Source organism: Nocardioides houyundeii, assembly GCF_002865585.1.
In the GTDB taxonomy this organism is placed as follows: domain Bacteria; phylum Actinomycetota; class Actinomycetes; order Propionibacteriales; family Nocardioidaceae; genus Nocardioides; species Nocardioides houyundeii.
Genome location: NZ_CP025581.1, coordinates 442,759 through 466,603, shown reverse-complemented (window position 1 = coordinate 466,603; position 23,845 = coordinate 442,759). Strand labels below are relative to the sequence as shown.

Here is a 23,845-nt window from a genome sequence, read left to right as displayed (position 1 = left end):
GGGTCAGACCGGCGGACCGGCGAGCATGGCGCCGGCGAAGAGGACGGCGACCGCGACGACGCCGACGACCAGGCCCTGCAGGGGCTTGCGGACCAGCCAGGCGGCCAGCCTCTCCAGGAGGCCGGACGGTGCCTCGTCGCGCAGGCGCCAGCGGGAGTCGAGCAGGCCGCGCTTCTCGGCGTACCGCTCGAACCAGACGGTGACGAACGGCGGCACCGCGCAGAGCAGGCCGAGCACCACGTTCTTGAGCGACCAGCGCTGGTCGACCGCGACCAGAACCGTGGTGAGGCAGTAGGCCAGGAAGACGGCGCCGTGGATCATGCCGCCGATCCGGACCATGACCTCGGTGGTCTCGGTGACGTACTTGAGGAACATGCCGAGCAGCAGCAGCGCCCAGGTGATCGCCTCGGCGACCGCGACCCGGCGGTAGAGGGTGGTGGGGCTCACGCGAACACTCCGGCGGCGAGGCTGGTGAAGAAGCCCAGTCCGTCGGTGCCGGGACCGGTCAGCTCCTCCACCGCGTGCTCGGGGTGCGGCATCAGGCCGACCACGTTGCCGGCGGCGTTGGTGACGCCGGCGATCTCGCGCATCGAGCCGTTGGGGTTGCCGCCCAGGTAGCGCGCGACCACGCGGCCCTCGCCCTCGAGGCGGTCGAGGGTCTCGTTGTCGGCGACGTAGCCGCCCTCGCCGTTCTTGAGCACGATCGTCACCTCCTGCCCCTGCTCGTACGCCGCGGTGAACGGCGTGCGGTTGTTCTCGATGCGCAGGCGCTGGTCGACGCAGTTGAACTTGCGGTGGTCGTTGCGGATCAGCGCGCCGGGCAGCAGGTGGGACTCGCACAGGATCTGGAAGCCGTTGCAGATGCCCAGGACCGGCATGCCGCGCTCGGCGGCCTCGATGACGCTCTCCATCACCGGCGAGAAGCGGGAGATGGCGCCGCAGCGCAGGTAGTCGCCGTAGGAGAAGCCGCCCGGCAGCACCACGGCGTCGACACCGTGCAGGTCGGTGTCGCCGTGCCACAGCGCCACGGCCTCGTGGCCGCCGAAGCCGACGGCGCGACGGGCGTCGACATCGTCGAGGGAGCCCGGGAAGGTGACGACGCCGACCTTCATCGGCCCTCCTCCGCGGCTACCTCGGCGACCGAGTGCTTCTCCACGTGCACCTCGAAGTCCTCGATCACCGGGTTGGAGAGCAGGGTCTCGGCCATCTTGGCGACCTCGGCCAGCACCTCGTCGGTGATCTCGCCGTCCAGGGTGAGCTCGAACCGCTTGCCCTGACGGACGTCGGTGACACCGGAGAAGCCGAGCCGGGGAAGCGCGCCGAGGACGGCCTTTCCCTGCGGGTCGAGGATCTCGGGCTTGGGCATGACGTCAACGACGACTCGGGCCACGGGGCACTCCTTGGGGAACGACGGGGTGCGGCAAGTCTAGGTCGACGCACCCGCGCCACCGGGCGCCGGCGTCGCTGTGGGATCGGTCACCAGCCGGACGCCGCTCAGGTACGGGGACCGCGCGCGGCCACGATGATCAGGGCGACACCCAGACCGGCCACGGCCGGGCCGAGCTTGGCCCAGAAGTCGACACCGCTCATCGAGCTGCCGCCCCACCAGCCGAGCCCCTGGAAGGTCCAGACCGCCCCCACGACGAGCATGACGACTCCGAGACCCACGCCCACCATTCGACCCATGGTGGAAACAGTACGGCGTCCGTCCGGGGCGGCTGCCCTCCGCCGGGGGACGCCTCAGCGGTGCTTGGGGCCCTTGCCCTTCCTCTTCACGACCTTGAAGACCTGCCGGGACGGGACGGGGTCCGCGTCGGCGCCGAGGACCGCCCAGGCCCACAGCCGGTGCTTGCCCTGCTTGAGCTTCTTGGTCCGCACCCGGTACGGCGAGGTGCAGGGCTTGGCCTTCCGCTTGTCCAGGCGACACATGAAGGTCGCACCGGGCGTGGCCGAGGTGAAGGTGAACTTCGCCTTGCGGGGCTTGCGCACCTTCTTCGGTCCGGCGATGGCACTGGTCTCGGGCGGCTGCACCACCGGCGCGGGCGTGGTCAGGGTCCCGGTGCTCGTGGGGGCGATCAGTGGGGGAGGCAGGACCACCGTCTCGCAGTTGACGACGGTGTCGACCGCGTCGGCTCGGACCGTGTCGTAGCCGTCGCCGCAGTCCACCGAGTCCGCGACGCCGTCACGGGCCTCGACGACGTCGTCGCCCGCTCCGGCTCCGATCGTGTCGGGGCCACCCCCGCCGGTGATGGTGTCGTTGCCCCCCTGGGTCATCAGCACGTCGGGCCCCGGGGTCCCGATGAGCGTGACCTGGCCCGACGCCTCCATGCTGAGCACTCCTGGGAAGGCAGAGGCGTCGAAGACGTGGTTGTCACCCTCGAGCCGCACCGTCGCCGCCTCGATCCCGTCGACCGCCGGGGCGATCGAGAGGCCTTGGTCGTCGGTGACCTGCAGCCGAGCGGCGTCCAGGGTGAACCGGGTGGCCTGGGTGAATGCCTCGAAGCCGGCGCGCCACTCGTCCACACCGGCGCCGCCGCGGACCTGGGCCACCCGGAGGTCCGAGGTGAAGGGCTTGCCGTTGGCGGAGTAGCCCGAAGAGATGATGTCGTTGCCCGCGCCCGAGTCGACGATCGTGCTGCCGCCGATGAGGTCGTCGGTGTAGGTGCCCCACGTCTCGCGGGCGTCCTGCACCTCCAGCCACGCGCCCGCGGCCGGGGCCAGGGACCCCGGGGCGAGCTCACGCAGGTCGACCACGGCGAAACGTCCGCCGACGAGCTGGAAGCTGCGGATCTGGTTGCACCGGCCGATCGACGTACGGCCGTCGGAGACGTTGAGCAGCGCGGCCTGGGGTCCGGTACAGCGCAGCCGCAGCACCTTGCCCCGGTCGCCGTCGTCGGCGGTGATCCTGAACGGCTCCCCTTCGGTCCAGGTCGCCGCGCCCGCGGACGGGACGAACCCGGCACCCAGCACGGCGACCAGGGCCACCGCCGTCGCGGACGTCGGCCGCAGCCGTGCGTGCTGCCTGGTCTCGCGTCGCGATCTCATGCTCGGCCCCTCGTACCTGTGGGCAGAAGACCCGCGCACCCCCCGTGGCGCGCTCCACGATCCCCTGCCGGCGACATCTTGGCAGAGTCACCGAGCAGGGGGTGCGGTGTTCTACGTACGGACGGTTCAGCTGAGCTCGCGCTTGAGGATCTTGCCCGTGGAGGTCATGGGCAGCGAGTCGCGGAACTCCACGATGCGCGGGTACTTGTACGCCGCCATCTGCTCCTTGGCCCACGCCACCAGCTCGGCCTCGGTCACGCTTGCGCCGGGGTTGCGGATCACCACCGCCTTGATCTCCTCGCCGTGGCTGTCGTGCGGCACGCCGATGACCGCGCACAGGGAGACGTCAGGGTGAGTGAGCAGGGTCTCCTCGACCTCGCGGGGGTACACGTTGTAGCCGCCGCGGATGATCATGTCCTTGGAGCGGTCGACGATGTAGTACCACCCGTCCTCGTCCACCCGGGCCAGGTCGCCGGTGCGGAACCAGCCGTCGTGGATCGCCTCGGCGGTGGCCTCGGGGCGGCCGTGGTAGCCCTTCATCACGTTGGGGCCCTGGATGGCGATCTCACCGATCTCGCCGGGCTCGGAGTCCGACCAGTCGTCCTTGATCAGCTTCATCTGCACCCCGGGGATCGCCGGGCCGATGGAGCCGACCCGCACCGGCTCGCCGTACACCGAGAAGCTGGCCACCGGCGAGGTCTCCGAGAGGCCGTAGCCCTCGAGGATGGTGACGCCGAAGCGGCGCTCGAACTCCTTGTGCACCTCCACCGGGAGGGCCGCACCGCCGGACACCGCCACCCGCAGGTTGGCGGCCAGGTCCTGCACGTCGACGCCGGAGTCGTCCAGCACGCCCAGCAGCCCCCAGTACATCGTGGGGACACCGGCGAAGAACGTGACCTTCTCGCGGGCCATCAGCTGCAGCGCCGGCTCGGCCTCGAAGCGCGGCAGCATCACCACGGTGCCGCCGTAGGCGAAGGCGCCGTTCTGGATCACGGTCTGGCCGAAGGAGTGGAAGAGCGGCAGCACGCACAGGTAGGTGTCGGGGTGCTCCGCGTCGGCGTTGAAGAGGTCGGCTCCGGACAGCGCGTTGGAGAGCATGTTGCTGTGCGTCAGCTCGGCGCCCTTGGGCTGACCGGTGGTGCCGGAGGTGTAGAGGATGACCGCGGTGTCGGAGTCGTCGGTCGCCACGCTGGTGAACTCCGGCGACTGGGTCATCATCGCGCCGGCCATCGTCTCGGTGCCCTCGATCGGGGAGGCCGCGCCCAGGTCGGCGGTGATGACGAAGAAGTGCTCGCAGCCCTCGGTGGCGGTGAAGCCCTCGTGGCCCGCCTTGGCCATCGGCAGCTCGGGGGTCCCCTCGAAGCAGAAGTACGCCTTCACGTCGGCGTCGTCGAGGTGGTAGGCGACCTCACGGCCCTTGAGCAGCACGTTGAGCGGCACCACGGTCGCCCCGGCCTTGAGGATGCCGTAGTAGACGATCGAGAAGAACGGCAGGTTGGGGCAGGTCAGGGCCACCTTGTCGCCCGGCTTGATGCCCCGCTCGACGAGCAGGTTGGCGCACATGTTGGCGAACTGGTCGACCGCGGCGTACGTCAGCCGGGTGTCCCCCAGGACGATCGCGTCGCGGTCGCCGTACTTGGCGACGGAGTCCTCGAGGAGCGTGGCGAGATTGGTCATGGCGTCAATCTAGGGGATGAGCCGGGCCGCGCGCCTCAGGTCGTCGCGGGCGCCCAGCGGACCGAGCCGGTCCAGCACCCAGCCCAGCGGGCGACGCCAGCCGGGGGCCAGGACGTCGGTGGTGGCCCGCACCCGGGTGCGGTGCTCGTCCAGCGGGACGAAGACCAGGTCGAGGGTGACCTCCAGGCCGCGCCAGACGCCGTGCTCGACCCAGCGGACGTTCTGCTCCCAGGCGGTGATCTCCATCAGCGGGCGCACCCCGGGCCAGGTGACGTCGTACCAGCGGGTGCCGATGCCGGCAGGACCGGAGGTGAGGACTTCGACGCGGCGCAGGCTGGCCTGCCAGGCGGGGCGGTTCGCGGGCTCGCAGAGGTAGTCGAAGACCCGGTCCACGGGGGCTTCCACGTCGACGGTCACGGAGAAGCCCACGAGGTCAGAACCGCTCGCCGGTGAGCCGCTCGTAGGCCTCGACGTACCGGCCGCGGGTCAGCTCCACGACCTCGGCGGGCAGGGCGGGCGGCGGGGTGCCGGCCGTGCGGTCCCAGCCGGAGTCGGGGCCGGTCAGCCAGTCGCGCACGACCTGCTTGTCGTAGGACCGCTGGGCGCGGCCGGGCTGCCACTCGTCCGCGGGCCAGTAGCGGGAGGAGTCCGGGGTCAGCACCTCGTCGGCGAGCACCGTCGTACCGTCGGGACGGCGGCCGAACTCCAGCTTGGTGTCGGCCAGGATGATGCCGCGCTCGCGGGCGATCGCCTCGGCCCGGCCGTAGACCTCCAGCGTCAGCCGCCGCAGCTGGGCGGCGGTGGTGTCGCCGATGGTCGCGACGACCGCGTCGTAGGAGACGTTCTCGTCGTGGTCGCCCAGCTCGGCCTTGCTGGCGGGGGTGAAGATCGGCTCGGGGAGCCGGGAGGCGTCCTCCAGGCCCGGCGGGAGCGAGATGCCGCAGACCTCCCCGGTACGGCGGTAGTCGACGAGTCCGGACCCGGTCAGGTAGCCGCGGGCGACGCACTCGACGGGGAACATGTCCAGGCTCTCGCAGATCACGGCCCGTCCCGCCACTTGGGCGGGCACGTCGGTGGAGACGACGTGGTTGTCCGCCAGGTCCGCCAGCTGCCCGAACCACCACAGCGACATCCGGGTGAGGATCTCGCCCTTGTCGGGGATCGTGGAGTCCAGGACGTAGTCGTAGGCCGAGATCCGGTCGCTGGCGACCATCAGTAGCCTGCCCTGGTGCTCACCGGAGTCGATGCGGTAGAGGTCGCGCACCTTCCCGCTGTGCACGTGCGTGGTGCCCTCGATCGCGGGAGCAGCGGGAATGTTGAGGTCAGCCACGTCACAGAGCCTAGCGACGCGCGAGCACGTCCCGAGCACCGACGCCGGCGGCGGGACGGCTATGGCATCGGGCCTAGGCTCGTGGCATGTCAGTCGTGAAGATCAACGCCATCACCGTTCCTCCCGGCGCCGGCGAGGAGCTGGAGAAGCGGTTCGCCGCTCGGGCCGGCGCCGTCGAGGGCTCGCCGGGCTTCCTGGGCTTCCAGCTGCTGCGCCCCACGGCCGGCGGCTCGCGCTACTTCGTGGTCACCCACTGGGCGGACGAGGAGTCGTTCGCCGCGTGGCGCGACGGGGACAGCCGTGCCGCGCACGCCACCAAGCCCGGCGAGGCCCCCGCCAAGCCGGTCGCCTCCGGCGCGGAGCTGCTGGAGTTCGACGTCGTCCTGGACGTCAAGCCCTCGGCCTGACGCCCGGCTGCAGGAACCACTGCATCTTGCGGGTGGCGAACGGCATCAGCACGTAGGTCATCAGGGGCGTCATCACCGTGATGATGAGCAGCACCCGCGGCACCAGCGGCCAGTCGGGGATCAGGTGCCCCGCGAGCCAGTTGGTGCACAGGCTCAGCGGGAAGAACACCATGAAGATGATGACCATCTGCTTCCACCGCGGAGGCGCTGGCGCCACGGGAGCCACGGCGGAGTCGAGGGTCTCGAAGTGCACCGGCTCGTCGAACCAGCCCTCGATCCCGGTACGGCGCTCGACGCGGGTCTCCTCGATGCGTCCCTGACCGGCCGCCAGCCACCACGCCCGCTGCGGCGACTCCTCCCAGACCGAAAGGTGCTCGGCGGAGGCGAAGCGGTAGAGCATGTGCCACTCCGGCGAGCCGGTCTGCGGCTTGACCCAGCCGCTGCCCAGGAAGCCGTCGAAGCGCTGGGCCAACGTTGATCCGGCCTCGACCCAGGCCAGCATCTCCTCGGTGTGGGCGGGGTCGACGTGGCGGGTCACGGAGACGGTCACGGGGGTGGTCATCCGCCCAAGATCGGTCCTCGGGCCGGGCTGCGCCAAACTGCGGCGGGCGTCGGCTGGGTCACACGGCGTCTGCCAGGCGCCCGTCGTACCGGGCGGGACGGCTCAGGTGCCGGGTGTCACGGCGTAGTTGAGCCGGGTCACCTCGGCCGGCAGACCCAGCTCGCGGCCCTTCTCGCTCTCCGAGGTGAGCGCGGCCGCGGTGACCTGCCACTCCTCGGAGACGTAGACCGCCTCGGCGGTGCCGGCGGAGCTCTCCTCGGAGTCGACGACGAACCCCGCCTCCGACATCAGCGACTCGATCTCCCCCATCGTGGCCTCGAGCGGCTGGTCCACGGTCAGCACGAACATGAAGCCGTGCTTGGAGCCGAGCGCGTCGCTCACCTCGCCGTCGGGCATGGGCACGTCGTCGCGGGGGAAGTCCTCGGAGAGGCCGTCCTCGCTGGTGGAGCCGATCTGCCCCGGGGTGCCCTGCACGGGCTTGTCGTCGTTGCCGCAACCGGCCAGGCCCGTGCCCATCCCGACCAGGAGCACGGCGGCGAGAGCGTGAGGGAGGCGCATGGGCTGCAGTCTTACCGGTCGGTAACTGCCAGGGAACCCCCAAATCGGGGGACGCGCACCGCGCGACGGGGCGGCGTACGGGCGGGTTCGAGGGGGTTCCTTGCGGCTGGAGAGGCATGCATGCCCCCCTAGGCGCAGGGATCCCCGCCCAGGCGGGTATCCATGCACCACCACAGGAGGTTGGTGGGGTGTTCCTACGGTTCGAGGGGCATGCATGCCCCCCTAGGCGCAGGGATCCCCGGCTGAGCGGGGATCCCTGCCAGCCCCGCTTACAGAATCGCGCCAGGCGAGTACGCCGCAGCCTCGGGGTACCGCTCCGCCACCACCGCGACCCGGCGGCAGACCTCCTGCACCTGCGCCACCGCGGCGCCGGTGAACTCGATCGGGTCGGCGACCAGGCTGGCGATCTGGTCCTGGGTCAGGCCGAGCCGGGTGTCGGCGGCGAGACGGGCGAAGACGTCGTTCTCGACCTGGCCCTTGCGCATGTCCAGGGCCACGCCGACCGCGGCCTCCTTGATGGCCTCGTGGGCGACCTCGCGGCCGACGCCGTTGCGCACGGCGGCCATCAGCACCTTGGTGGTGGCCAGGAACGGCAGGTAGCGGTCGAGCTCGCGCTGGATGACGGCCGGGAATGCGCCGAACTCGTCGAGCACGGTGAGGAAGGTCTGGAAGAGGCCGTCGGCGGCGAAGAAGGCGTCGGGCAGCGCCACCCGGCGTACGACGGAGCAGGAGACGTCGCCCTCGTTCCACTGGTCGCCGGCGAGCTCGCCGACCATCGAGAGGTAGCCGCGGGTGATGACGGCCAGGCCGTTGACCCGCTCGCAGGAACGGGTGTTCATCTTGTGCGGCATCGCCGAGGAGCCGACCTGGCCCTCCTTGAAGCCCTCGGTGACCAGCTCGATCCCGGCCATCAGCCGGATCGTGGTCGCCAGGTTGGAGGGACCCGCCACCAGCTGCACCACCGCGGAGAGCACGTCGAAGTCCAGCGAGCGGGGGTAGACCTGGCCGACGCTGGTCAGCACGTTGTCGAACCCCAGGTGGGCCGCGACCCGGGTCTCCAGGTCGGCGAGCTTGGAGGCGTCGCCGTCGAGCAGGTCGAGCATGTCCTGCGCGGTGCCCATCGGGCCCTTGATGCCGCGCAGCGGGTAGCGCGCCAGCAGCTCCTCGACGCGCTGCAGGCCGATCAGCATCTCGTCCGCGATGGTGGCGAACCGCTTGCCCAGGGTGGTGGCCTGCGCGGCGACGTTGTGGGAGCGCCCGGCCATCACGGTGGTCTCGTGCTCGGCGGCGAGGCGGGCCAGCCGGGCCAAGGTGGCCACCGTCCGGTCGCGCAGCAGCTCGAGCGACTGCTTGAGCTGGAGCTGCTCCACGTTCTCGGTGAGGTCGCGCGAGGTCATGCCCTTGTGGATGTGCTCGTGGCCGGCGAGCGCGCAGAACTCCTCGATCCGAGCCTTCACGTCGTGCCGGGTGACCCGCTCGCGCGCGGCGATCGAGGCCAGGTCGACCTGGTCGACGACGGCCTCGTAGGCCTCGACGACGCCCTCGGGCACGTCGATGCCGAGGTCGGACTGGGCTCGCAGCACGGCGATCCAGAGCTGGCGCTCGAGCACGATCTTGTGCTCGGGCGACCAGATCGCGGCCAGGTCCGCACCGGCGTACCTGGTCGCGAGCACGTTGGGGACAGTCATCAGGGAGGCTCCTCGGGGAGGGGGCGGAGGTCAGGCGTGGAGGGCGGCGCCCTCGACGACGCCCAGCGGTTCGGCTGCGATGTCCCGGCGCCACTGGGCGCCGGGGAACGAGATCATGGCGACGCCCTCGTAGGCCTTGGCCCGGGCGTCGGCGACGTCGGTGCCGACGGCGCGTACGGCGAGCACCCGGCCGCCGGCGGTGAGCAGCGGCGACCCGCCGGAGGTGCCGGCGTGGATCACGTCGACGTCCGCGTCGGCGGCCAGCGTCTCGGTGCCGACGATGACGTCGCCCTTGGAGGAGGACTCGGGGTAGCCGGCGCTGGCGAGCACCACGCTGACCGCGGCACCGTCGCGGAACCGCGGCGGCGAGACCTCGCCGAGGCGGCCCTGCGCGGCAGCGAGCAGCAGCGACCCGAGCCCGGACTCCAGCAGCGCCAGCACCGGCTGCACGTCGGGGTCGCCGAAGCGGCAGTTGAACTCGATGACCCGCGGGCCGGCGGCGGTCAGCGCCAGGCCGACGTACAGGCAGCCGCGGAAGGCCGTCCCACGGCGGGCCATCTCGTCCAGCGTGGGCTGTACGACGTCCGCGAGCACCTGGGCGGCCAGGTCGGCTGGGGCCCACGGCAGCGGCGAGTAGGCGCCCATGCCGCCGGTGTTGGGGCCGAGTCCCCCGTCGAAGATCCGCTTGAAGTCCTGTGCGGGCTGCAGCGGGTACGCCGTGGTGCCGTCGCAGACGGCGAAGAGCGAGACCTCGGGCCCGTCGAGGAACTCCTCGATCACGACCCGCTCGCAGGACGAGGCGTGCGCCAGCGCCTCGATCTCGTCGTTGGTCACCACCACGCCCTTGCCGGCGGCCAGGGCGTCGTCCTTGACGACGTACGGCGGGCCGAAGGCGTCGAGAGCGGCCGCGACCTCCTCGGCGCTGGTGCAGGTGAACGAGCGAGCGGTCGGCACCCCGGCGGCGGCCATCACCTCCTTGGAGAAGGCCTTCGACCCCTCCAGGAGCGCCGCGGCCCGGCTGGGACCGAAGCAGGCGATGCCGGCGTCGGTAACCGCGTCCGCGACCCCGGCCACCAGCGGCGCCTCCGGGCCGATGACCACCAGGTCGACGCCCAGGCGTCCCGCCAGCGCGGCCACCGCGGCGCCGTCCATCGGGTCCACCTCGTGCAGCGTGGCGACCTCGGCGATGCCCGGGTTGCCCGGTGCGGCGTGCACCTCGGTGACCTCGGGATCGCGCGCGAGGGCCAGGGCGAGGGCGTGCTCACGGCCGCCGGTGCCGATCACGAGGGTCTTCACGTGGAGCGATTCTAGTCTCGATCGAGCCGCCCCCAGGACGCTGCCCGCAAGGGGGCGCGATGCGCCATGATCGGCCCATGCGGACAACGCCGGGGCTGGACACGGTCGGGATCTTCCTCGCGGGCTTCGGGATCACCAGCTACTGCGACGTCGACTGACGCACGGCTCCCCCTGCTCGGTCACCGGGTCAGGTGCGGCGGGCCTCGCTCTCGTACGCCGCCCGCACGCCGGCGTCGGCATGGGTGAGCACGTCGTCGGCCCCCATCAGCCGCCGGGCCACCTCCTGGAAGCGGCGCGGCAGCGCCTGGGAGACCTTGGTGACCGGCTGACCCCAGCGCGGTGCCCAGGCCTCGGGGACCGGGCGCCGGATCACGTCGACGACCACGGCGGCCACCTGCTCGGGGTCCAGCGTGGGCACCCCCCGGGTCCGGGCTACTCCGGCGCCGAGCGCGGTGTTGACGATCACCGGCAGCACCATCGAGACCTCGACGCCAGACGGCCCGAGCTCGGCACGCATCGCCTCGGTGAAGCCGACCACCGCGTGCTTGGACGCGGAGTACGACGCTCCGTTGGGCAGCGCGACGCGACCCACGGCGGAGGCGATGTTGACGACGTGCCCGCGGCCCCGCGCGACCATCCCGGGCGCGACGGCCCGGGTGCCGTTGATGACGCCGAAGGTGTTGACCTCGAAGATCTGCCGGGTGACGCCCGCGTCCTCGTCCAGGAACGGCCCGACGGGCATGATCCCGGCGTTGTTGACCAGCACGTCGATCTCCCCCGCCGCGGCGACGAAGGCGGTCCAGTCCTCGACCGAGGTGACGTCGAGGGGGTGCCAGCGCACCCCGAGCTCCCGGGCCGTCTCCTCCAGGTGGGCCGCGTCGCGGTCGCCGATGATCACGTCCGCGCCCCGCTCCTGCAGCAGCCGGGCGGTGGCGGCACCGATACCGCGGGCCCCGCCGGTGATGGCGATGGTGCGCCCCGCGAAGGGGCTGGCGCCGGGACCGGGGGTGCGGGAGGTGCGGCTCATGGGGCTCCTTCGAGGCATCTGACAGGACGTCCTGTCAGTTTTGCGGTGATACAGGTCACTGTCAAGGGCGGTACGGCAGGATGAGGCGGTGCGCGAATCGGAGCGGAGCTACGGCGGCAGGTCGGCGGCCGAGCGCGCCGCCGTACGACGGGAGCGCCTGGTCGCGGCCACGATCGCGACGCTGGCCGGCGGCGGCGAGCCCGGCACCACCATGACCGCCATCTGCGCCGAGGCCGGGCTCACCGAGCGCTATTTCTACGAGTCCTTCCGCAACCGCGACGAGGCGATGGTGGCCGCCCTGGACTCCGTGGCCACCGAGATGACCGCCGCCGCCCTGTCAGCGCTGACCGAGCACGCGGGCGATCCCTCGCGCCAGGTGCGGGCCGCGATCACCGCGGTGGTCGACCTGATCGGCGACTCCCCCGCCAAGGGCCGGGTGGCGGTGGTGGAGTCCACCGGCACCGCCGCGCTCCGCGCCCGTCGCCACCAGCTGCTGGCCGGCTTCGCCGAGCTCGTCGGCGACGAGGCGCAGCACGTGTTCGGAGCGGCGGCGTGGCCACCGGAACGGGCCCGGCTGCACGGTCTGCTCTTCGCCGCCGGGTTCGCTGAGGTGCTCGCCTCCTGGCTGGGCGAGGAGCTGCCGCTGAGCCGCGCCGAGCTGGTCGACCTGGGCAGCGATCTGCTCCACGCGGTGCAGCAGCGCCCCTGAAGACCGCGCGTCTGCCACGATCTGCGGCATGCCCCGCCCAGCAGCACCGCCTCGTCCCGTCCGCCGGCGAGCTCGCGCGGCGGCGCTCGTCGTACTGGCGCTGCTGAGCCTGGCCGCCTGCGGGATCAGCGACGAGACGGTCGAGGAGGCGTTCCGGGACGCGCCCGGGGTCCAGGAGGCCACGGTCGGCTGCCCCGAGTTCTCCTGCACGATCTCGCTGGACCTGCAGCTCGGCGCGGAAGCCGAGCAGATCAGCGACGCGATCCAGGTGGCCCGCGACCTGGACCCCCGGGAGATCTTGGTGACGCTGTGGGAGGACGCTCGCACCCACGACCAGCGACAGCACCTGACCGCCCGGATCGACGCCGACAGCGACGCGGCCGACGACTCCTACGTCGGCGCGGCCCTCGCCTGGGCCGCGGACAACCCCGACGTCGCGGTGCTCGAGGCCGATCTCGGCCCCGAGCGCGCGGACCTGACGCTCCGGCCGACCCGGCGCGCGGACTTCTGGACCGTGGCCGAGACCGCTTGGGAGCTGGTCGCCCCCGCCGCCGGCCCCCGCCTCGAGGTCTCCTTCACCGCGGAGGGCACCACCGGCTTGGACCGGCTGCTGCGGGCGACCGGCGAGTTCCCGACCGCCGCGGTCGACCTGGCGCGCAGCGTGGAGTCGCAGCACGACGGCGCGCGTACGGCGTTCGCCCTGACCGGGCTGGCCGTGCAGCCCGAGGGCGTGATCCTCGGGGTCTCCGACGCACGCGCCGTCGCCCCCGCCGAGGCGGCCGCGGCGGCTGGACCGCACGGCGCCGGCCTCGGGCCGGTGGAGGTGGTGGTCACCGACAACGTGTTCACGGCCTCGTTCCAGGACCCGGCGGAGCGGGTGGACCCGACCCGGGTGATCGAGGTGCTGTCCGGTGGCCCGGGGGTCGAGTCGGCCCGCCTGGCGGGCCCGGCCGTCGAGGTGCGGCTCCAGGGCTCCCTGGCCACCGCGATGCCCCTGATGGAGCTGCTGCGCCGCGAGGCGGGCGAGGCGCTGGGCTCCACCACGCTGCACTTCCTGACGGCGGTGGGCGACGTGGTCGAGATCGTGCCCGGAGGAGACGACTCCCTGGTGATGCTCGGGCACGAGCTGCTCACCTCCCCCGGACCAACGGGCACCCTGGAGATCACCCAGGAGGAGGACGAGCCGCCGTACGTCGGGCTCGAGGTGCGCGCCGCTGCCCTGGCCCCGCAGCTGACCCGGGTCGCCTCGGTGCTGGCGCGGCACCAGGGCGAGACCGACCGCTACCAGCTGTGGGTGCGGGCGACCGATCCCGAGGGACGCACCCCCTCGGTAGGGTTCAGCGTCGAGATGACTCCCACCGGGCCGGAGATCACCGAGTCACGGGGCACCGGGGAGCAGGCCGCCGAGCTGCGGGCCGCGTGGTCGCGCGGGGTGCAGCGGGCGGCCCGCTGACTCGGCCCTGAGTCGAGCCGTGCCGACTCAGTCGTTGTGGACGACGACCGTCTGCTCGCGGCCCGGGCCGACGCCGACCGCCCAGATCCGGGTGCCGCTCATCTCCTCCAGCGCCGTCACGTAGGCCTGCGCCGCGGCGGGCAGCTCGGCGACCGTGCGGCAGCCGGAGATGTCCTCGCCCCAGCCCTCGAGGTACTCGTAGATGGGCTTGGCGTGGTGGAACTCGGTCTGCGTCATCGGCATCTCGTCGTGCCGCACGCCGTCGATCTCGTAGGCCACGCACACCGGGATCCGGTCCCAGCCCGAGAGCACGTCGAGCTTGGTGAGGAAGAGGTCTGTCAGGCCGTTGACCCGGGTGGCGTAGCGCGCCACCACCGCGTCGTACCACCCGCAGCGCCGGTCGCGGCCGGTGGAGACACCGACCTCGCCGCCCACGCGCCACAGCTTCTCGCCGTCCTCGTCGAACAGCTCGGTGGGGAACGGCCCCGAGCCGACGCGGGTGGTGTAGGCCTTGATCACGCCGATCACCCGGTCGATCCGGGTCGGTCCCACCCCCGCGCCGACGCAGACGCCGCCGGCGACCGGGTTCGAGGAGGTCACGAACGGGTAGGTGCCGTGGTCGACGTCGAGCATCGTGGCCTGGGCGCCCTCGAACAGCACGGTCTTGCCCTCGTCCAGCGCGCGGTTGAGCAGCAGCGAGGTGTCGGCCACCATCGGTCGCAGCCGGTCGGCGTAGGAGAGCAGCTCCTCCACGACCTGCTCCGGCCCGATCGCGCGACGGTTGTAGACCTTGGTCAACAGCTGGTTGCGGGCGTCCAGGGCACCCTCGACCTTGGCGGCGAGGATCTTCTCGTCGAAGAGGTCGGCGATGCGGATGCCGAGCCGGTTGACCTTGTCGGCGTACGCCGGCCCGATGCCGCGCCCGGTGGTGCCGATCTTGTTGTTGCCCAGGAACCGCTCGGTGACCTTGTCGATCGTGGAGTGGTACGAGGCGATGACGTGCGCGTTGGCGCTCACCACTAGCGGCGCCGGCTCCACCCCACGCGCGATCAGGGCGTCCAGCTCGCGGAACAGCGCCTCGGGCGAGACCACCACCCCGTTGCCGATCACGCAGCTCGCGCCCGGCGTCAGGATGCCGCTGGGCAGCAGGTGGGTGGCGAACTTCTCGCCGTTCACCACGATGGTGTGGCCGGCGTTGTGGCCACCGCTGGTGCGCACCACGTAGTCGATGCTGTCGGTGGTGGAGGCGAGCAGGTCGGTGGCCTTGCCCTTGCCCTCGTCGCCCCACTGGGCACCCAGAACCATGATCGCGGGCATCGCAGCCCCCTTCACGTCGGTGGCGAGATCGGGTCCACGAACTCGCACACAAAAAAGCAGCTCCGGCACAAGTGCACCGGAGCTCTTGCAGCGAGACCTTACCAAAGTCCGGGACCCAGCCCGGAGTCGTCATTTTCGCTCGGCTCTGAGTGCAGCCTCTCCGCTATGGTCCGTGCCATGGAATCGTTGCTGGTCATCACCAACTCGGAGGCGGGCACCGCCGACCAGCAGTCGCTCGACGCCGCGCTGGAAGTGCTGCACGGCAAGGCGTCCGTCGAGGTGGCTGCGACCTCGAACCCCGGCGAGCTGGACGGCGTCCTGCACCGCGCCGGCTCGCGGCGCATCGTGGTCGCCGGCGGCGACGGCAGCCTGCACGCCGTGGTCTCGGTGCTGCACCGGCGCAACGAGCTGAAGGACAAGGTGCTCGGCCTGATCCCGCTCGGCACCGGCAACGACTTCGCGCGCCACATGGAGATCCCGCTGGACCCGCAGGAGGCGGCCCGGGTGCTGGTCACCGGCGACATCCGACCGGTCGACCTGATCGTCGACGAGCTCGGCGAGGTGGTGGTCAACAGCGTGCACGTGGGCGCCGGCGCGCAGGCCAGTCGTCGCGGCCACCGCTGGAAGAACCGGCTGGGCTCGGTCGGGATCGGCAAGGTCAACCTGGGCCGGCTCGGCTATCCGCTCGGCGCGCTGCAGGCCGCCTTCCTGCCGCCCTCGCTGCGCGTGCGGGTCGAGGTGGACGGCCGCGTGGTCAACGACTTCGACCGGCCCGTGCTGATGGTCGCGGTCGGCAACGGCACCTCGGTCGGCGGCGGCGCGGAGCTGACCCCGGAGGCGGACGCCGAGGACGGCCTCGTCGACATCATGGTCTCGCGCGCCACGGGCCCGCTGGCCAAGTTCGCCTACGTCGCCAGGCTGTCCCGCGGCACCCACCACGAGCAGGACAACGTCACCTACCTGCGCGGCCGGGAGGTCTCGGTCTCCGGCGAGGAGTTCTTCGCCTCGGCCGACGGCGAGCTCTACGGCCCGGAGCGGACCCGGACCTGGCACGTCGAGTCCGGCGCGTACTCGATGATCCTACCCTGAGCCTGCCCTGAGCACCCGGGAGGTCGGCGGCCAGCGGTAGCGTTGGTGTGCCAGCCCGCCCCAGGCCCCCATCGCCATCCCATCATCGCCAGGAGACTCAGCGTGTCCGCAGGAGCCGCCCGTTCCGAGCCCGTCGACTGGGTGACCCGCGCCGCCGACGAGGCCGTCCGCCACGCCGGGGAGGGCAACCTCGTCACCTGCGCTTCGGGGGCCTCCCCCTCGGGCCCGGTGCACCTGGGCAACCTGCGCGAGTTCCTCACCGTGCACTTCGTCGCCGACGAGCTGCGGCGCCGCGGGGTCCCGGTCCGCCACCTGCACTCCTGGGACGACTACGACCGCTTCCGCAAGGTCCCCGCGGGCGTCGACCCGTCGTGGGCCCAGCACATCGGCCGCCCCCTCTCCGCGGTGCCCGACCCGTGGGAGTGCCACGAGTCCTGGGCCGAGCACTTCAAGGCGCCGCTGATCGAGGCGCTGGCCGAGATGGGCGTGGAGATGGAGGAGGTGTCGCAGACCCAGATGTACCGCGCCGGCACCTACCGCGAGCAGATCCTGCTCGCCGTACGCCGCCGGGGGGAGATCGAGGCGATCCTGGACCGCTACCGCACCAAGGCCAAGGCCCCCGAGCCCACCTCGGAGCAGGAGGCGGAGTCGCTGGAGGAGTCGGTCGCCGAGGCCGACGACGCGCCCACCGGGGCCGGCGACGACCTCGCTCGCTTCCCGTTCAAGCCCTACTGCCGCGACTGCGGACGCGACACCACCACGATCACCGCGTACGACGAGGAGAGCACCGACCTCGCCTACACCTGCACCGCCTGCACCTTCTCCGGCGTCACCAACCTGGCCACCCAGGACGAGGGCAAGCTGGTGTGGAAGGCCGACTGGCCGATGCGCTGGGCCTTCGAGAACGTCAACTTCGAGCCCGGCGGCGCCGACCACGCGACGCCCGGGTCGTCGTACACCGTCGGCAAGGATGTGGTGAAGCTCTTCGGCGGCCGCGCCCCGTCGTTCGTGGCCTACGGCTTCGTCGGGTTCGCCGGCATGCAGAAGATGTCCTCCTCCGCGGGCGGGGTGCCCACCGCGAGCGACGCGCTGCGGGTCCTCGAGGCGCCGATCCTGCGCTGGCTCTACGTCCGCCGGGCGCCCAAGCAGACCTTCAACATCGACTTCGGCCCCGAGGTCGTCCGCCTGTACGACGAGTGGGACGCCCTGGGCCGCAAGGCCGCCGACCCCGCCAAGCGCGACGCCGCCGTGCTGGCCCACGACCGGGCGATCGGCCCGGCCTCCGGTCCGCTGCCCACCTCGCGGGTCGTGGTGCCGTTCCGCACCCTCTCCTCGGTGGCCGACGTGACCGCTGGCTCCGCGGAGCTGATCAGCGCCGTCATCGGCCAGGTCGGGTTCGCCCACGACTCGGTGGCCGACCTGGAGCCCCGGCTGACCAAGGCGATGCAGTGGACCGCGGAGTTCGTGCCCGCCGAGGACCGCACCATCGTCCGCAGCGCCCCGGACACCGAGCGGCTCGCAGCCCTCACCGAGCGCGAGGCGCGGTGGCTGTCGCTGCTGCTTGAGCACCTGCCCGAGGAGCTGGAGCTGGACTCGGTCACCACCGTGGTCTACGGCGTGCCCAAGCTGGCCCACGGCCTCGCCGTCGACGCCGCGCCCACCGACGAGGTCAAGGCCGACCAGAAGGAGTTCTTCAAGCTCCTCTACAACCTCCTCGTGGACAAGGACCGGGGCCCGCGACTGCCGACGCTGATCGTGGCACTCGGCGCGGACACCGTGCGGGGACTGCTCACCGCTCCCGCCTGAGACGATCTACGGTGGGTGGCAACCAGACGTCACCTCGGCGCGTCACACGCCTGAGACCCGCCGTCCACCGGGGGAGCACCGCATGAGCCGCATCAGCCGCGTCACCGTCCCGATCCTCGCGCTCGCGCTCGCGCTCAGCGCAGCCGTCGTGCCCGCCAGCGCGGAGACCCGCGAGCCCGCCGAGGACAGGCAGGCGCTGTGGATCACGCCGTTCGAGGGCGACCGCCCCTACGACAGCCATGTCTACGGGACCGGGGTGGTGCTGGACCCCACCAGCGGGGACGTCTTCGCCGCCCGGTACGACGACGACTTCGACGAGCGCATCAGGGTGAGCCGCCTCGACGGCGAGACGGGGAGCAGCGAGTGGGAGATCGGCCTGGGCCCCGACAAGGAGTCCGACCTCGCCGACCTGGCGATCGACCCCGCGGGCCAGCGGATCGTGCTGGTCTCCGCCCTGCGCAGCGGCGCGGTCGTCCACTCCCTGGACCTCCAGGGGACCGTGCAGTGGTCGGTCCCGCTGTCGGCTCGCGAGTGCGAAGGGCCGTGCCGAGGCGCAGGCACCCTGCAGGACGTCGAGGTCAACCCGCGGACCGGGACGGCCTGCGTCACCCGGGTGAGCAAGGCGTCGGCGAAGTGGGGCACCCCGACCGCCTGGCGGCTGGACTGCGTGGACCGCAACGGCGCGACGGTGATGAACCGGGAATTCCGACACGGTGGCGCCGACTCCGGCGACACCGCACTCGCCGTCGATCCGACGCGCAACCGCTGGTACCTCGCGGGGGCCCACCTCAAGGGCGGCGACACCCGGACCGTGCTGCTGGCCTTCCGCGAGGGGCGGGAGCGGGTCTGGCGACGGACCCGTGACCTCCGCGGGACCACCAAGACCACCGACGTCACCCTGGCGGTGGACACCGCATCGCACCGCATCCACGTAGCGGGGCACCACTCGGCCGGCGCCCACCGTGGCAACCGGATCACCTTGGTCTCGTGGAGCGCCACCGGGCACCGCAAGGCCGACCGGGCCTGGCGCGCCGAGCGGGCGCACCGGGCGCACCGGGCGCACCGGGCGGAGGCGATCGCGGTCGACCCGAGGAGTCACCGGATCTTCGTCGCCGCGGCGGGGACCTACGCCAACACCGTCCGGGTGCGCGTGATGCGCGCCAACGGCAAGCCGATCCGGACCATCAAGCACACCCGTGGCGAGACCGACGTCGCCCAGATCGAGATCGACCCGAAGCGCCGGCTGGTGCTGATCGGCGCCCGAACCGTCGCGGCCTATACGTGGAACGGCACGAAGGTGTGGCAGGACGCGACGCGGATGTGGTTCGACGAGCTCGTGGCCTACCGGGCCGAGTCCGCCGCCTACGACCAGGAGCGTGGACGCCTCGTGGTCGGCTGGTCCCACAACGACGACCCGGCACCCGACACCTACGTGTCCGGGTGGCAGGTCGGATGAGGAACACCACGGCCACCTCAGGGCGCTCGTCGTCGCGTGCGATGCTGGCGGCATGACTCACCAAGACCTGATGGCTGGCCCCCCGGCCACGCTCCTCCCCGAAGACCCCGCCGCCGCCGAGCTCGCTGCCGGCACCGCCCCCGCGACCGCAGTGCGCCACCACCCGGCCTCCCCCTTCGCCTGGGCCGCGCTGGCCGAGGAGGCCCGCGACAACGGCGACGACGACGTCACCGTCTACGCCTTCTCCCGGGTGGGCTACCACCGCTCGCTGGACATGCTGCGCCGCAACGGCTGGAAGGGCCACGGCCCGGTGCCGTGGGAGCACGAGCCCAACCGCGGCTTCCTGCGGGCGCTTGCCCTGCTCGCCCTCTCGGCCCGCGCGATCGGCGAGACCCCGGAGTGGGAGCGCTGCTCGGAGTTCCTGCGCGACTCCAGCCCCGCGGCGTACGACGCACTCCTGGGCTGAGTCGAGCACAGGCCTGGAGCCACGCACCAACCAGTCAAGGTGCATGATTTTCCAGTGACCCAGACCACCCAGCCGCGCAGTGCTGCGCCCACCCTCCCGGAGAACCCCTGGCCCGCCCTGTGGGCGCTGTGTCTGGGCTTCTTCATGATCCTGGTCGACACCACGATCGTCACGGTCGCGACCCCGTCGATCATGGAGGACCTGGGCGCGGACGTGAACTCGGTGGTCTGGGTGACCAGCGCCTACCTGCTCGCGTACGCCGTACCGGTGCTGATCACCGGACGGCTCGGCGACCGCTACGGGCCCAAGCGGCTCTACCTGGTGGGGCTCGTCGTCTTCACCCTGGCCTCGCTGTGGTGCGGTCTCACCGGCTCCATCACCGGGCTGGTGCTCGCCCGGGTGGCCCAGGGTCTCGGTGCCGCGCTGATGACGCCGCAGACCATGGCCGTGATCACCCGGATCTTCCCGGTGGACCGTCGCGGCAGCGCGATGGCGCTGTGGGGCGCGACCGCCGGTGTCGCCACCCTGGTCGGCCCGATCCTGGGTGGGGTGCTGGTGGACTCCCTCGGCTGGGAGTGGATCTTCTTCATCAACATCCCGGTCGGCATCATCGCCTTCGTGCTGGCCTGGCGCCTGGTGCCGGCGCTGGCCACCCACGAGCACCGCTTCGACTGGCTCGGGGTGGCGCTCAGCGGCATCGGGATGTTCCTGCTGGTCTTCGGGCTCCAGGAGGGCCAGCAGTACGACTGGGGCACCATCACCGGCCCGCTCACCGTGTGGCGGCTGATCGCTGCCGGGCTGGTGGTACTGGCGGTCTTCATCTGGTGGCAGGCCCGCAACCGCAACGAGCCGCTGGTGCCGCTGGAGCTCTTCCGGGACCGCAACTTCTCCCTCGCCAACCTCGGCATCAGCACCGTGAGCTTCGGCTTCACCGCGATGGGCTTCCCGGTGATGCTCTACGCCCAGCTGGTCCGGGGGTGGTCCCCCACCCAGGCCGGCATGCTGCTCATCCCGATGGCCGCGATGTCGATCCTGCTGGCCCCGCTGGTCGGGCGGCTCGCCGACCGGGTGCACCCGCGCATCCTGACCTCGTTCGGCTTCGTGGTGATGGGCGGCGCGCTGACCGCGATCGCGCTCATCCTCGCCCCGGACACCCCGGTCTGGCAGCTGCTGGTGGCGCTCGGCTGCCTGGGCATCGGCAGCTCGTTCCTGTGGGCGGTGCTCAGCACCACCGCCAACCGCAACCTGCCGGTGCAGCAGGCCGGTGCCGGCTCGGGGATCTACAACGCGACCCGCCAGGTCGGCGCGGTCCTGGGCGCGGCGACGATCGCCGTACTGATGGACTCCCGGTTGGCCGCCCAGGGCCTGGGCGCCGGCGGCTCCCCCGAGACCGCGATGGGCGGCGGCGGACTCCCCGAGGCCGCCTGGGGTCCGTTCACCCAGGCGATGGGCGAGTCGCTGCTCATCATCCCCGCCGTCCTGGTCATCGGGCTGCTGGCCGCGCTCTCCTTCGAGGGCATGAAGCACGCGCGCTGATCCGCCCCGCCCGCTCTGCCCTGCTCACCGCGCCGCCCACCGCGCCCCGCACATGTAACGCGCTGTTAGACACGCTCCACGTACCCGCCGGTGGGGGCGTAGAGCGTGTCTAACAGCGCGTTACATGTGGTTGACCCCGGCAGGTGCACAGGCTGGCCCGGTCCCGGCGGGTCCACAGCCGATCGCACCAGCGGCGCACCGGGCGCGAGAAGTCCCGAGCCTGGGGCGATGGATCTCACCGGCTTTCTCCCCGCCCGCCGCCAGCACGGGCTCTTGACCAGCCGCCAGGCCCTCGCGGCCGGGCTCGACGTCCCGGCGGTGGCGCGACTGGTGCGCACCGGAGCCTGGGTCCGGCTCCGCCGCGGCGTCTACGTCGACGGCGACCAGTGGCGCGAGGCGGGCGAGTTCGACGAGAAACCACTCCTGCGGGTCCGGGCCGCCGCCCTGGTCCTCGAGGTGGAACACGTCTTCAGCCACGACTCGGCCTCACTCGTGCACGGACTCGGGCTTCCCGACGCCAGGGCAAGCCTGGTCCACATCACCCGCGAAGGGGTGCACGGCACCCGCCTCATCGCCGGGACCAAGCACCACGGGGCGCCGTTCCATCCGGACCAGGTGCGCCACGTCGACGGCCTCGAGGTGCTCGATCCCGCCAGGACCTGTCTGGACCTGGTCCGCGAGCACGGGCTCCGAGGCGGACTGCCCGCCTGCGACCGCGCGCTCAGTCTCGGCGTCACCCGCTCCCAGCTGCGGCAGGCCGCATCCGGGATGAAGTGCTGGCCAGGACGGCGTTCGGTGGACCGGGCAATCCTGCTGGCAGACCCGGGCGCCGAGAGCTGGCAGGAGTCCCTGGGCCGACTGCTGGTGACCGAGCTGGGGATCGGTCGGCCCGAGACCCAGTTCGGGCTCAGGGACGCGCGCCGGACCGTGTGGTGCGACCTGCGCGTCGGGCGGCACGTCATCGAGATCGACGGCCGCATCAAGTACGACGGCACCTTCGCGGGCCAGGAGCCGGCGGACGTGCTGTGGGCCGAGAAGCTCCGACAGGACTTCATCACCGGCTTCCACCTCGGGATGTCGCGCCTGACCCACCGCGACCTGACCTCGGGCTGGGACCACGCCAAGAGACGGGTGCTGCGCGAGTTCGAGGCCACCGTGGCCCGTTACGGCACCGACGTGGCCGACCTGGCGCCGTACCTGGTGCGACGGGATCGGGCCCGGCACGGGTGACCGCGGTCGTGTGGCAGCTGCTCGCGCCTGCCCAAACACATGTAACGCGCTGTTTAACGTGCTCCGCGCCCCCACCGGTGGGTACGTAGAGCGTGTCTAACAGCGCGTTACATGTGTTTGGCGCGGCCGGAGCCGCCGGGCTCAGGCGCCCAGCGTGGTGCCCGCCGAGCGCAGGTTCTGGCACGCCTCCACGATCCGGGCGGCCATGCCGGCCTCGCCGGCCTTGCCCCAGGCGCGGGGGTCGTAGTGCTTCTTGTTGCCGACCTCGCCGTCGGTCTTCAGCACGCCGTCGTAGTTGCGGAACATGTGGTCCGCGACCGGGCGGGTGAAGGCGTACTGGGTGTCGGTGTCGACGTTCATCTTCACCACGCCGTAGTCGACGGCCGCGCCGATCTCCTCGGCGGTGGAGCCGGAGCCGCCGTGGAAGACCAGGTCGAACGGCTTGGCGCCTGCGGTCAGGCCGAGCTCGGCGACCACGGCCTCCTGGGCGGCCTGGAGGATCTCGGGGCGCAGCTTGACGTTGCCGGGCTTGTAGACGCCGTGCACGTTGCCGAAGGTCAGCGCCGTCATGTAGCGGCCCTTCTCACCGGTGCCGAGCGCGCGGACCGTGGCCAGCGCGTCCTCGGGGGTGGTGTAGAGCTTGTCGTTGATCTCGTTGGCGACACCGTCCTCCTCGCCGCCGACGACGCCGATCTCCACCTCGAGGATGATGTGGGCCGCGGCGCACTTGGCGAGCAGCTCCTCGGCGATCTTCAGGTTCTCCTCCAGCGGCACCGCGGAGCCGTCCCACATGTGCGACTGGAACAGCGGCAGCTCGCCACGGGCGACGCGCTCGGCGGAGATGTCGAGGAGCGGCCGGACGAAGCCGTCGAGCTTGTCCTGGGGGCAGTGGTCGGTGTGCAGCGCGATGTTGACGGGGTAGTTCTTCGCGACCTCGGCGGCGTACGCGGCGAAGGCCACGGAGCCGGTGACCATGTTCTTGACCGACGGGCCGGAGAGGTACTCCGCGCCACCGGTGGAGATCTGGATGATGCCGTCGGAGCCCGCGTCGGCGAAGCCCTTGAGCGCGGCGTTCAGCGTCTGCGACGAGGAGACGTTGATGGCGGGGAAGGCGAAGCCCTTGGACTTCGCGGCGTCGAGCATCTCGGCGTAGCGCTCGGGGGTGGCGATGGGCATCTGCGGGCTCCTCGGGT

General features: G+C 71.8%; 24 protein-coding genes. 9 read left to right on the top strand and 15 right to left on the bottom strand.

Annotated features, from left to right (window positions below):
- Positions 1-3: 3 nt before the first annotated feature.
- The 8 genes from C0R66_RS02290 to C0R66_RS02255 form a co-directional block, all read right to left on the bottom strand.
- Complete coding sequence (locus tag C0R66_RS02290; protein WP_101523337.1) at positions 4-447, bottom strand: DUF3817 domain-containing protein; 444 nt, start codon at positions 445-447, stop codon at positions 4-6.
- Positions 444-1,112, bottom strand: coding sequence for a phosphoribosylformylglycinamidine synthase subunit PurQ (purQ, locus tag C0R66_RS02285; protein ID WP_101523336.1), 669 nt, complete (start codon positions 1,110-1,112; stop codon positions 444-446). Before purQ ends, C0R66_RS02290 begins: the two co-directional genes overlap by 4 nt.
- The gene (purS, locus tag C0R66_RS02280; RefSeq protein WP_101523335.1) at positions 1,109-1,390 is read right to left on the bottom strand and encodes a phosphoribosylformylglycinamidine synthase subunit PurS; all 282 of its coding nucleotides are present in this window, start codon (positions 1,388-1,390) and stop codon (positions 1,109-1,111) included. The genes purQ and purS overlap by 4 nt, the downstream gene beginning before the upstream one ends.
- 104 nt (positions 1,391-1,494) lie before the next feature.
- A complete protein-coding gene (locus C0R66_RS02275) occupies positions 1,495-1,686 on the bottom strand; it encodes a hypothetical protein (protein WP_101523334.1) in 192 nt (63 codons plus the stop codon).
- 54 nt (positions 1,687-1,740) lie between these two features.
- A complete protein-coding gene (locus C0R66_RS02270) occupies positions 1,741-3,045 on the bottom strand; it encodes a calcium-binding protein (protein WP_158647844.1) in 1,305 nt (434 codons plus the stop codon).
- A gap of 126 nt (positions 3,046-3,171) precedes the next feature.
- Positions 3,172-4,722, bottom strand: a complete 1,551-nt coding sequence (locus C0R66_RS02265; RefSeq protein ID WP_101523332.1) for a long-chain-fatty-acid--CoA ligase — start codon at positions 4,720-4,722, stop codon at positions 3,172-3,174.
- 9 nt (positions 4,723-4,731) lie between these two features.
- Positions 4,732-5,139 (bottom strand): SRPBCC family protein, encoded by a 408-nt coding sequence (locus C0R66_RS02260; protein WP_158647843.1) that lies wholly within the window; start codon positions 5,137-5,139, stop codon positions 4,732-4,734.
- Positions 5,140-5,155: 16 nt separating this feature from the next.
- Positions 5,156-6,052, bottom strand: coding sequence for a phosphoribosylaminoimidazolesuccinocarboxamide synthase (locus C0R66_RS02255; RefSeq protein WP_101523330.1), 897 nt, complete (start codon positions 6,050-6,052; stop codon positions 5,156-5,158).
- Between the two features lie 86 nt (positions 6,053-6,138).
- Here C0R66_RS02255 and C0R66_RS02250 point away from each other — a divergent pair, with 86 nt between their 5' ends.
- The gene (locus C0R66_RS02250) at positions 6,139-6,459 is read left to right on the top strand and encodes an antibiotic biosynthesis monooxygenase family protein (protein WP_101523329.1); all 321 of its coding nucleotides are present in this window, start codon (positions 6,139-6,141) and stop codon (positions 6,457-6,459) included.
- Here C0R66_RS02250 and C0R66_RS02245 read toward each other — a convergent pair.
- From C0R66_RS02245 to C0R66_RS02225, 5 genes are all read right to left on the bottom strand, one after another.
- The gene (locus C0R66_RS02245; RefSeq protein WP_101523328.1) at positions 6,443-7,021 is read right to left on the bottom strand and encodes a putative antibiotic biosynthesis monooxygenase; all 579 of its coding nucleotides are present in this window, start codon (positions 7,019-7,021) and stop codon (positions 6,443-6,445) included. The two genes, C0R66_RS02250 and C0R66_RS02245, sit on opposite strands and share 17 nt — an antisense overlap.
- Positions 7,022-7,123: 102 nt before the next feature.
- Complete coding sequence (locus C0R66_RS02240) at positions 7,124-7,579, bottom strand: hypothetical protein (RefSeq protein WP_101523327.1); 456 nt, start codon at positions 7,577-7,579, stop codon at positions 7,124-7,126.
- A 269-nt stretch (positions 7,580-7,848) separates the two neighbouring features.
- Positions 7,849-9,267, bottom strand: coding sequence for an adenylosuccinate lyase (purB, locus tag C0R66_RS02235; RefSeq protein WP_101523326.1), 1,419 nt, complete (start codon positions 9,265-9,267; stop codon positions 7,849-7,851).
- A gap of 30 nt (positions 9,268-9,297) precedes the next feature.
- A complete protein-coding gene (gene purD / locus C0R66_RS02230; RefSeq protein ID WP_101523325.1) occupies positions 9,298-10,563 on the bottom strand; it encodes a phosphoribosylamine--glycine ligase in 1,266 nt (421 codons plus the stop codon).
- Positions 10,564-10,750: 187 nt separating this feature from the next.
- Positions 10,751-11,590: an SDR family oxidoreductase gene (locus tag C0R66_RS02225; RefSeq protein WP_101523324.1), complete on the bottom strand. Its 840-nt coding sequence runs from the start codon at positions 11,588-11,590 to the stop codon at positions 10,751-10,753.
- Between the two features lie 88 nt (positions 11,591-11,678).
- Here C0R66_RS02225 and C0R66_RS02220 point away from each other — a divergent pair, with 88 nt between their 5' ends.
- Positions 11,679-12,299, top strand: coding sequence for a TetR/AcrR family transcriptional regulator (locus tag C0R66_RS02220; protein ID WP_101523323.1), 621 nt, complete (start codon positions 11,679-11,681; stop codon positions 12,297-12,299).
- 28 nt (positions 12,300-12,327) lie between these two features.
- Positions 12,328-13,752 carry a hypothetical protein gene (locus tag C0R66_RS02215; RefSeq protein WP_101523322.1) on the top strand — a complete coding sequence of 475 codons (1,425 nt, stop codon included), beginning with the start codon at positions 12,328-12,330 and terminating at the stop codon, positions 13,750-13,752.
- Positions 13,753-13,779: 27 nt separating this feature from the next.
- Here C0R66_RS02215 and C0R66_RS02210 read toward each other — a convergent pair whose 3' ends face one another.
- Positions 13,780-15,069 carry an adenylosuccinate synthase gene (locus C0R66_RS02210; RefSeq protein WP_101523321.1) on the bottom strand — a complete coding sequence of 430 codons (1,290 nt, stop codon included), beginning with the start codon at positions 15,067-15,069 and terminating at the stop codon, positions 13,780-13,782.
- Positions 15,070-15,246: 177 nt separating this feature from the next.
- Between C0R66_RS02210 and C0R66_RS02205 the strand changes: the two genes are divergently transcribed.
- From C0R66_RS02205 to C0R66_RS02180, 6 genes are all read left to right on the top strand, one after another.
- Complete coding sequence (locus tag C0R66_RS02205) at positions 15,247-16,158, top strand: diacylglycerol/lipid kinase family protein (RefSeq protein WP_101523320.1); 912 nt, start codon at positions 15,247-15,249, stop codon at positions 16,156-16,158.
- Positions 16,159-16,260: 102 nt separating this feature from the next.
- Entirely contained in the window at positions 16,261-17,964 is a 1,704-nt protein-coding gene (gene lysS, locus C0R66_RS02200; protein WP_101523319.1) for a lysine--tRNA ligase, read from the top strand.
- Positions 17,965-18,046: 82 nt separating this feature from the next.
- The gene (locus C0R66_RS02195; protein ID WP_101523318.1) at positions 18,047-19,420 is read left to right on the top strand and encodes a hypothetical protein; all 1,374 of its coding nucleotides are present in this window, start codon (positions 18,047-18,049) and stop codon (positions 19,418-19,420) included.
- Positions 19,421-19,472: 52 nt separating this feature from the next.
- Complete coding sequence (locus C0R66_RS02190) at positions 19,473-19,886, top strand: DUF3151 domain-containing protein (protein WP_101523317.1); 414 nt, start codon at positions 19,473-19,475, stop codon at positions 19,884-19,886.
- Between the two features lie 54 nt (positions 19,887-19,940).
- A complete protein-coding gene (locus C0R66_RS02185) occupies positions 19,941-21,422 on the top strand; it encodes a DHA2 family efflux MFS transporter permease subunit (RefSeq protein WP_277869153.1) in 1,482 nt (493 codons plus the stop codon).
- A 228-nt stretch (positions 21,423-21,650) separates the two neighbouring features.
- Positions 21,651-22,652: a type IV toxin-antitoxin system AbiEi family antitoxin domain-containing protein gene (locus tag C0R66_RS02180; protein WP_101523316.1), complete on the top strand. Its 1,002-nt coding sequence runs from the start codon at positions 21,651-21,653 to the stop codon at positions 22,650-22,652.
- A 141-nt stretch (positions 22,653-22,793) separates the two neighbouring features.
- Here the strand turns inward: C0R66_RS02180 and fbaA are convergent, their stop codons facing one another.
- Positions 22,794-23,828, bottom strand: coding sequence for a class II fructose-bisphosphate aldolase (gene fbaA, locus C0R66_RS02175; RefSeq protein WP_101523315.1), 1,035 nt, complete (start codon positions 23,826-23,828; stop codon positions 22,794-22,796).
- Between the last annotated feature and the right edge of the window lie 17 nt (positions 23,829-23,845).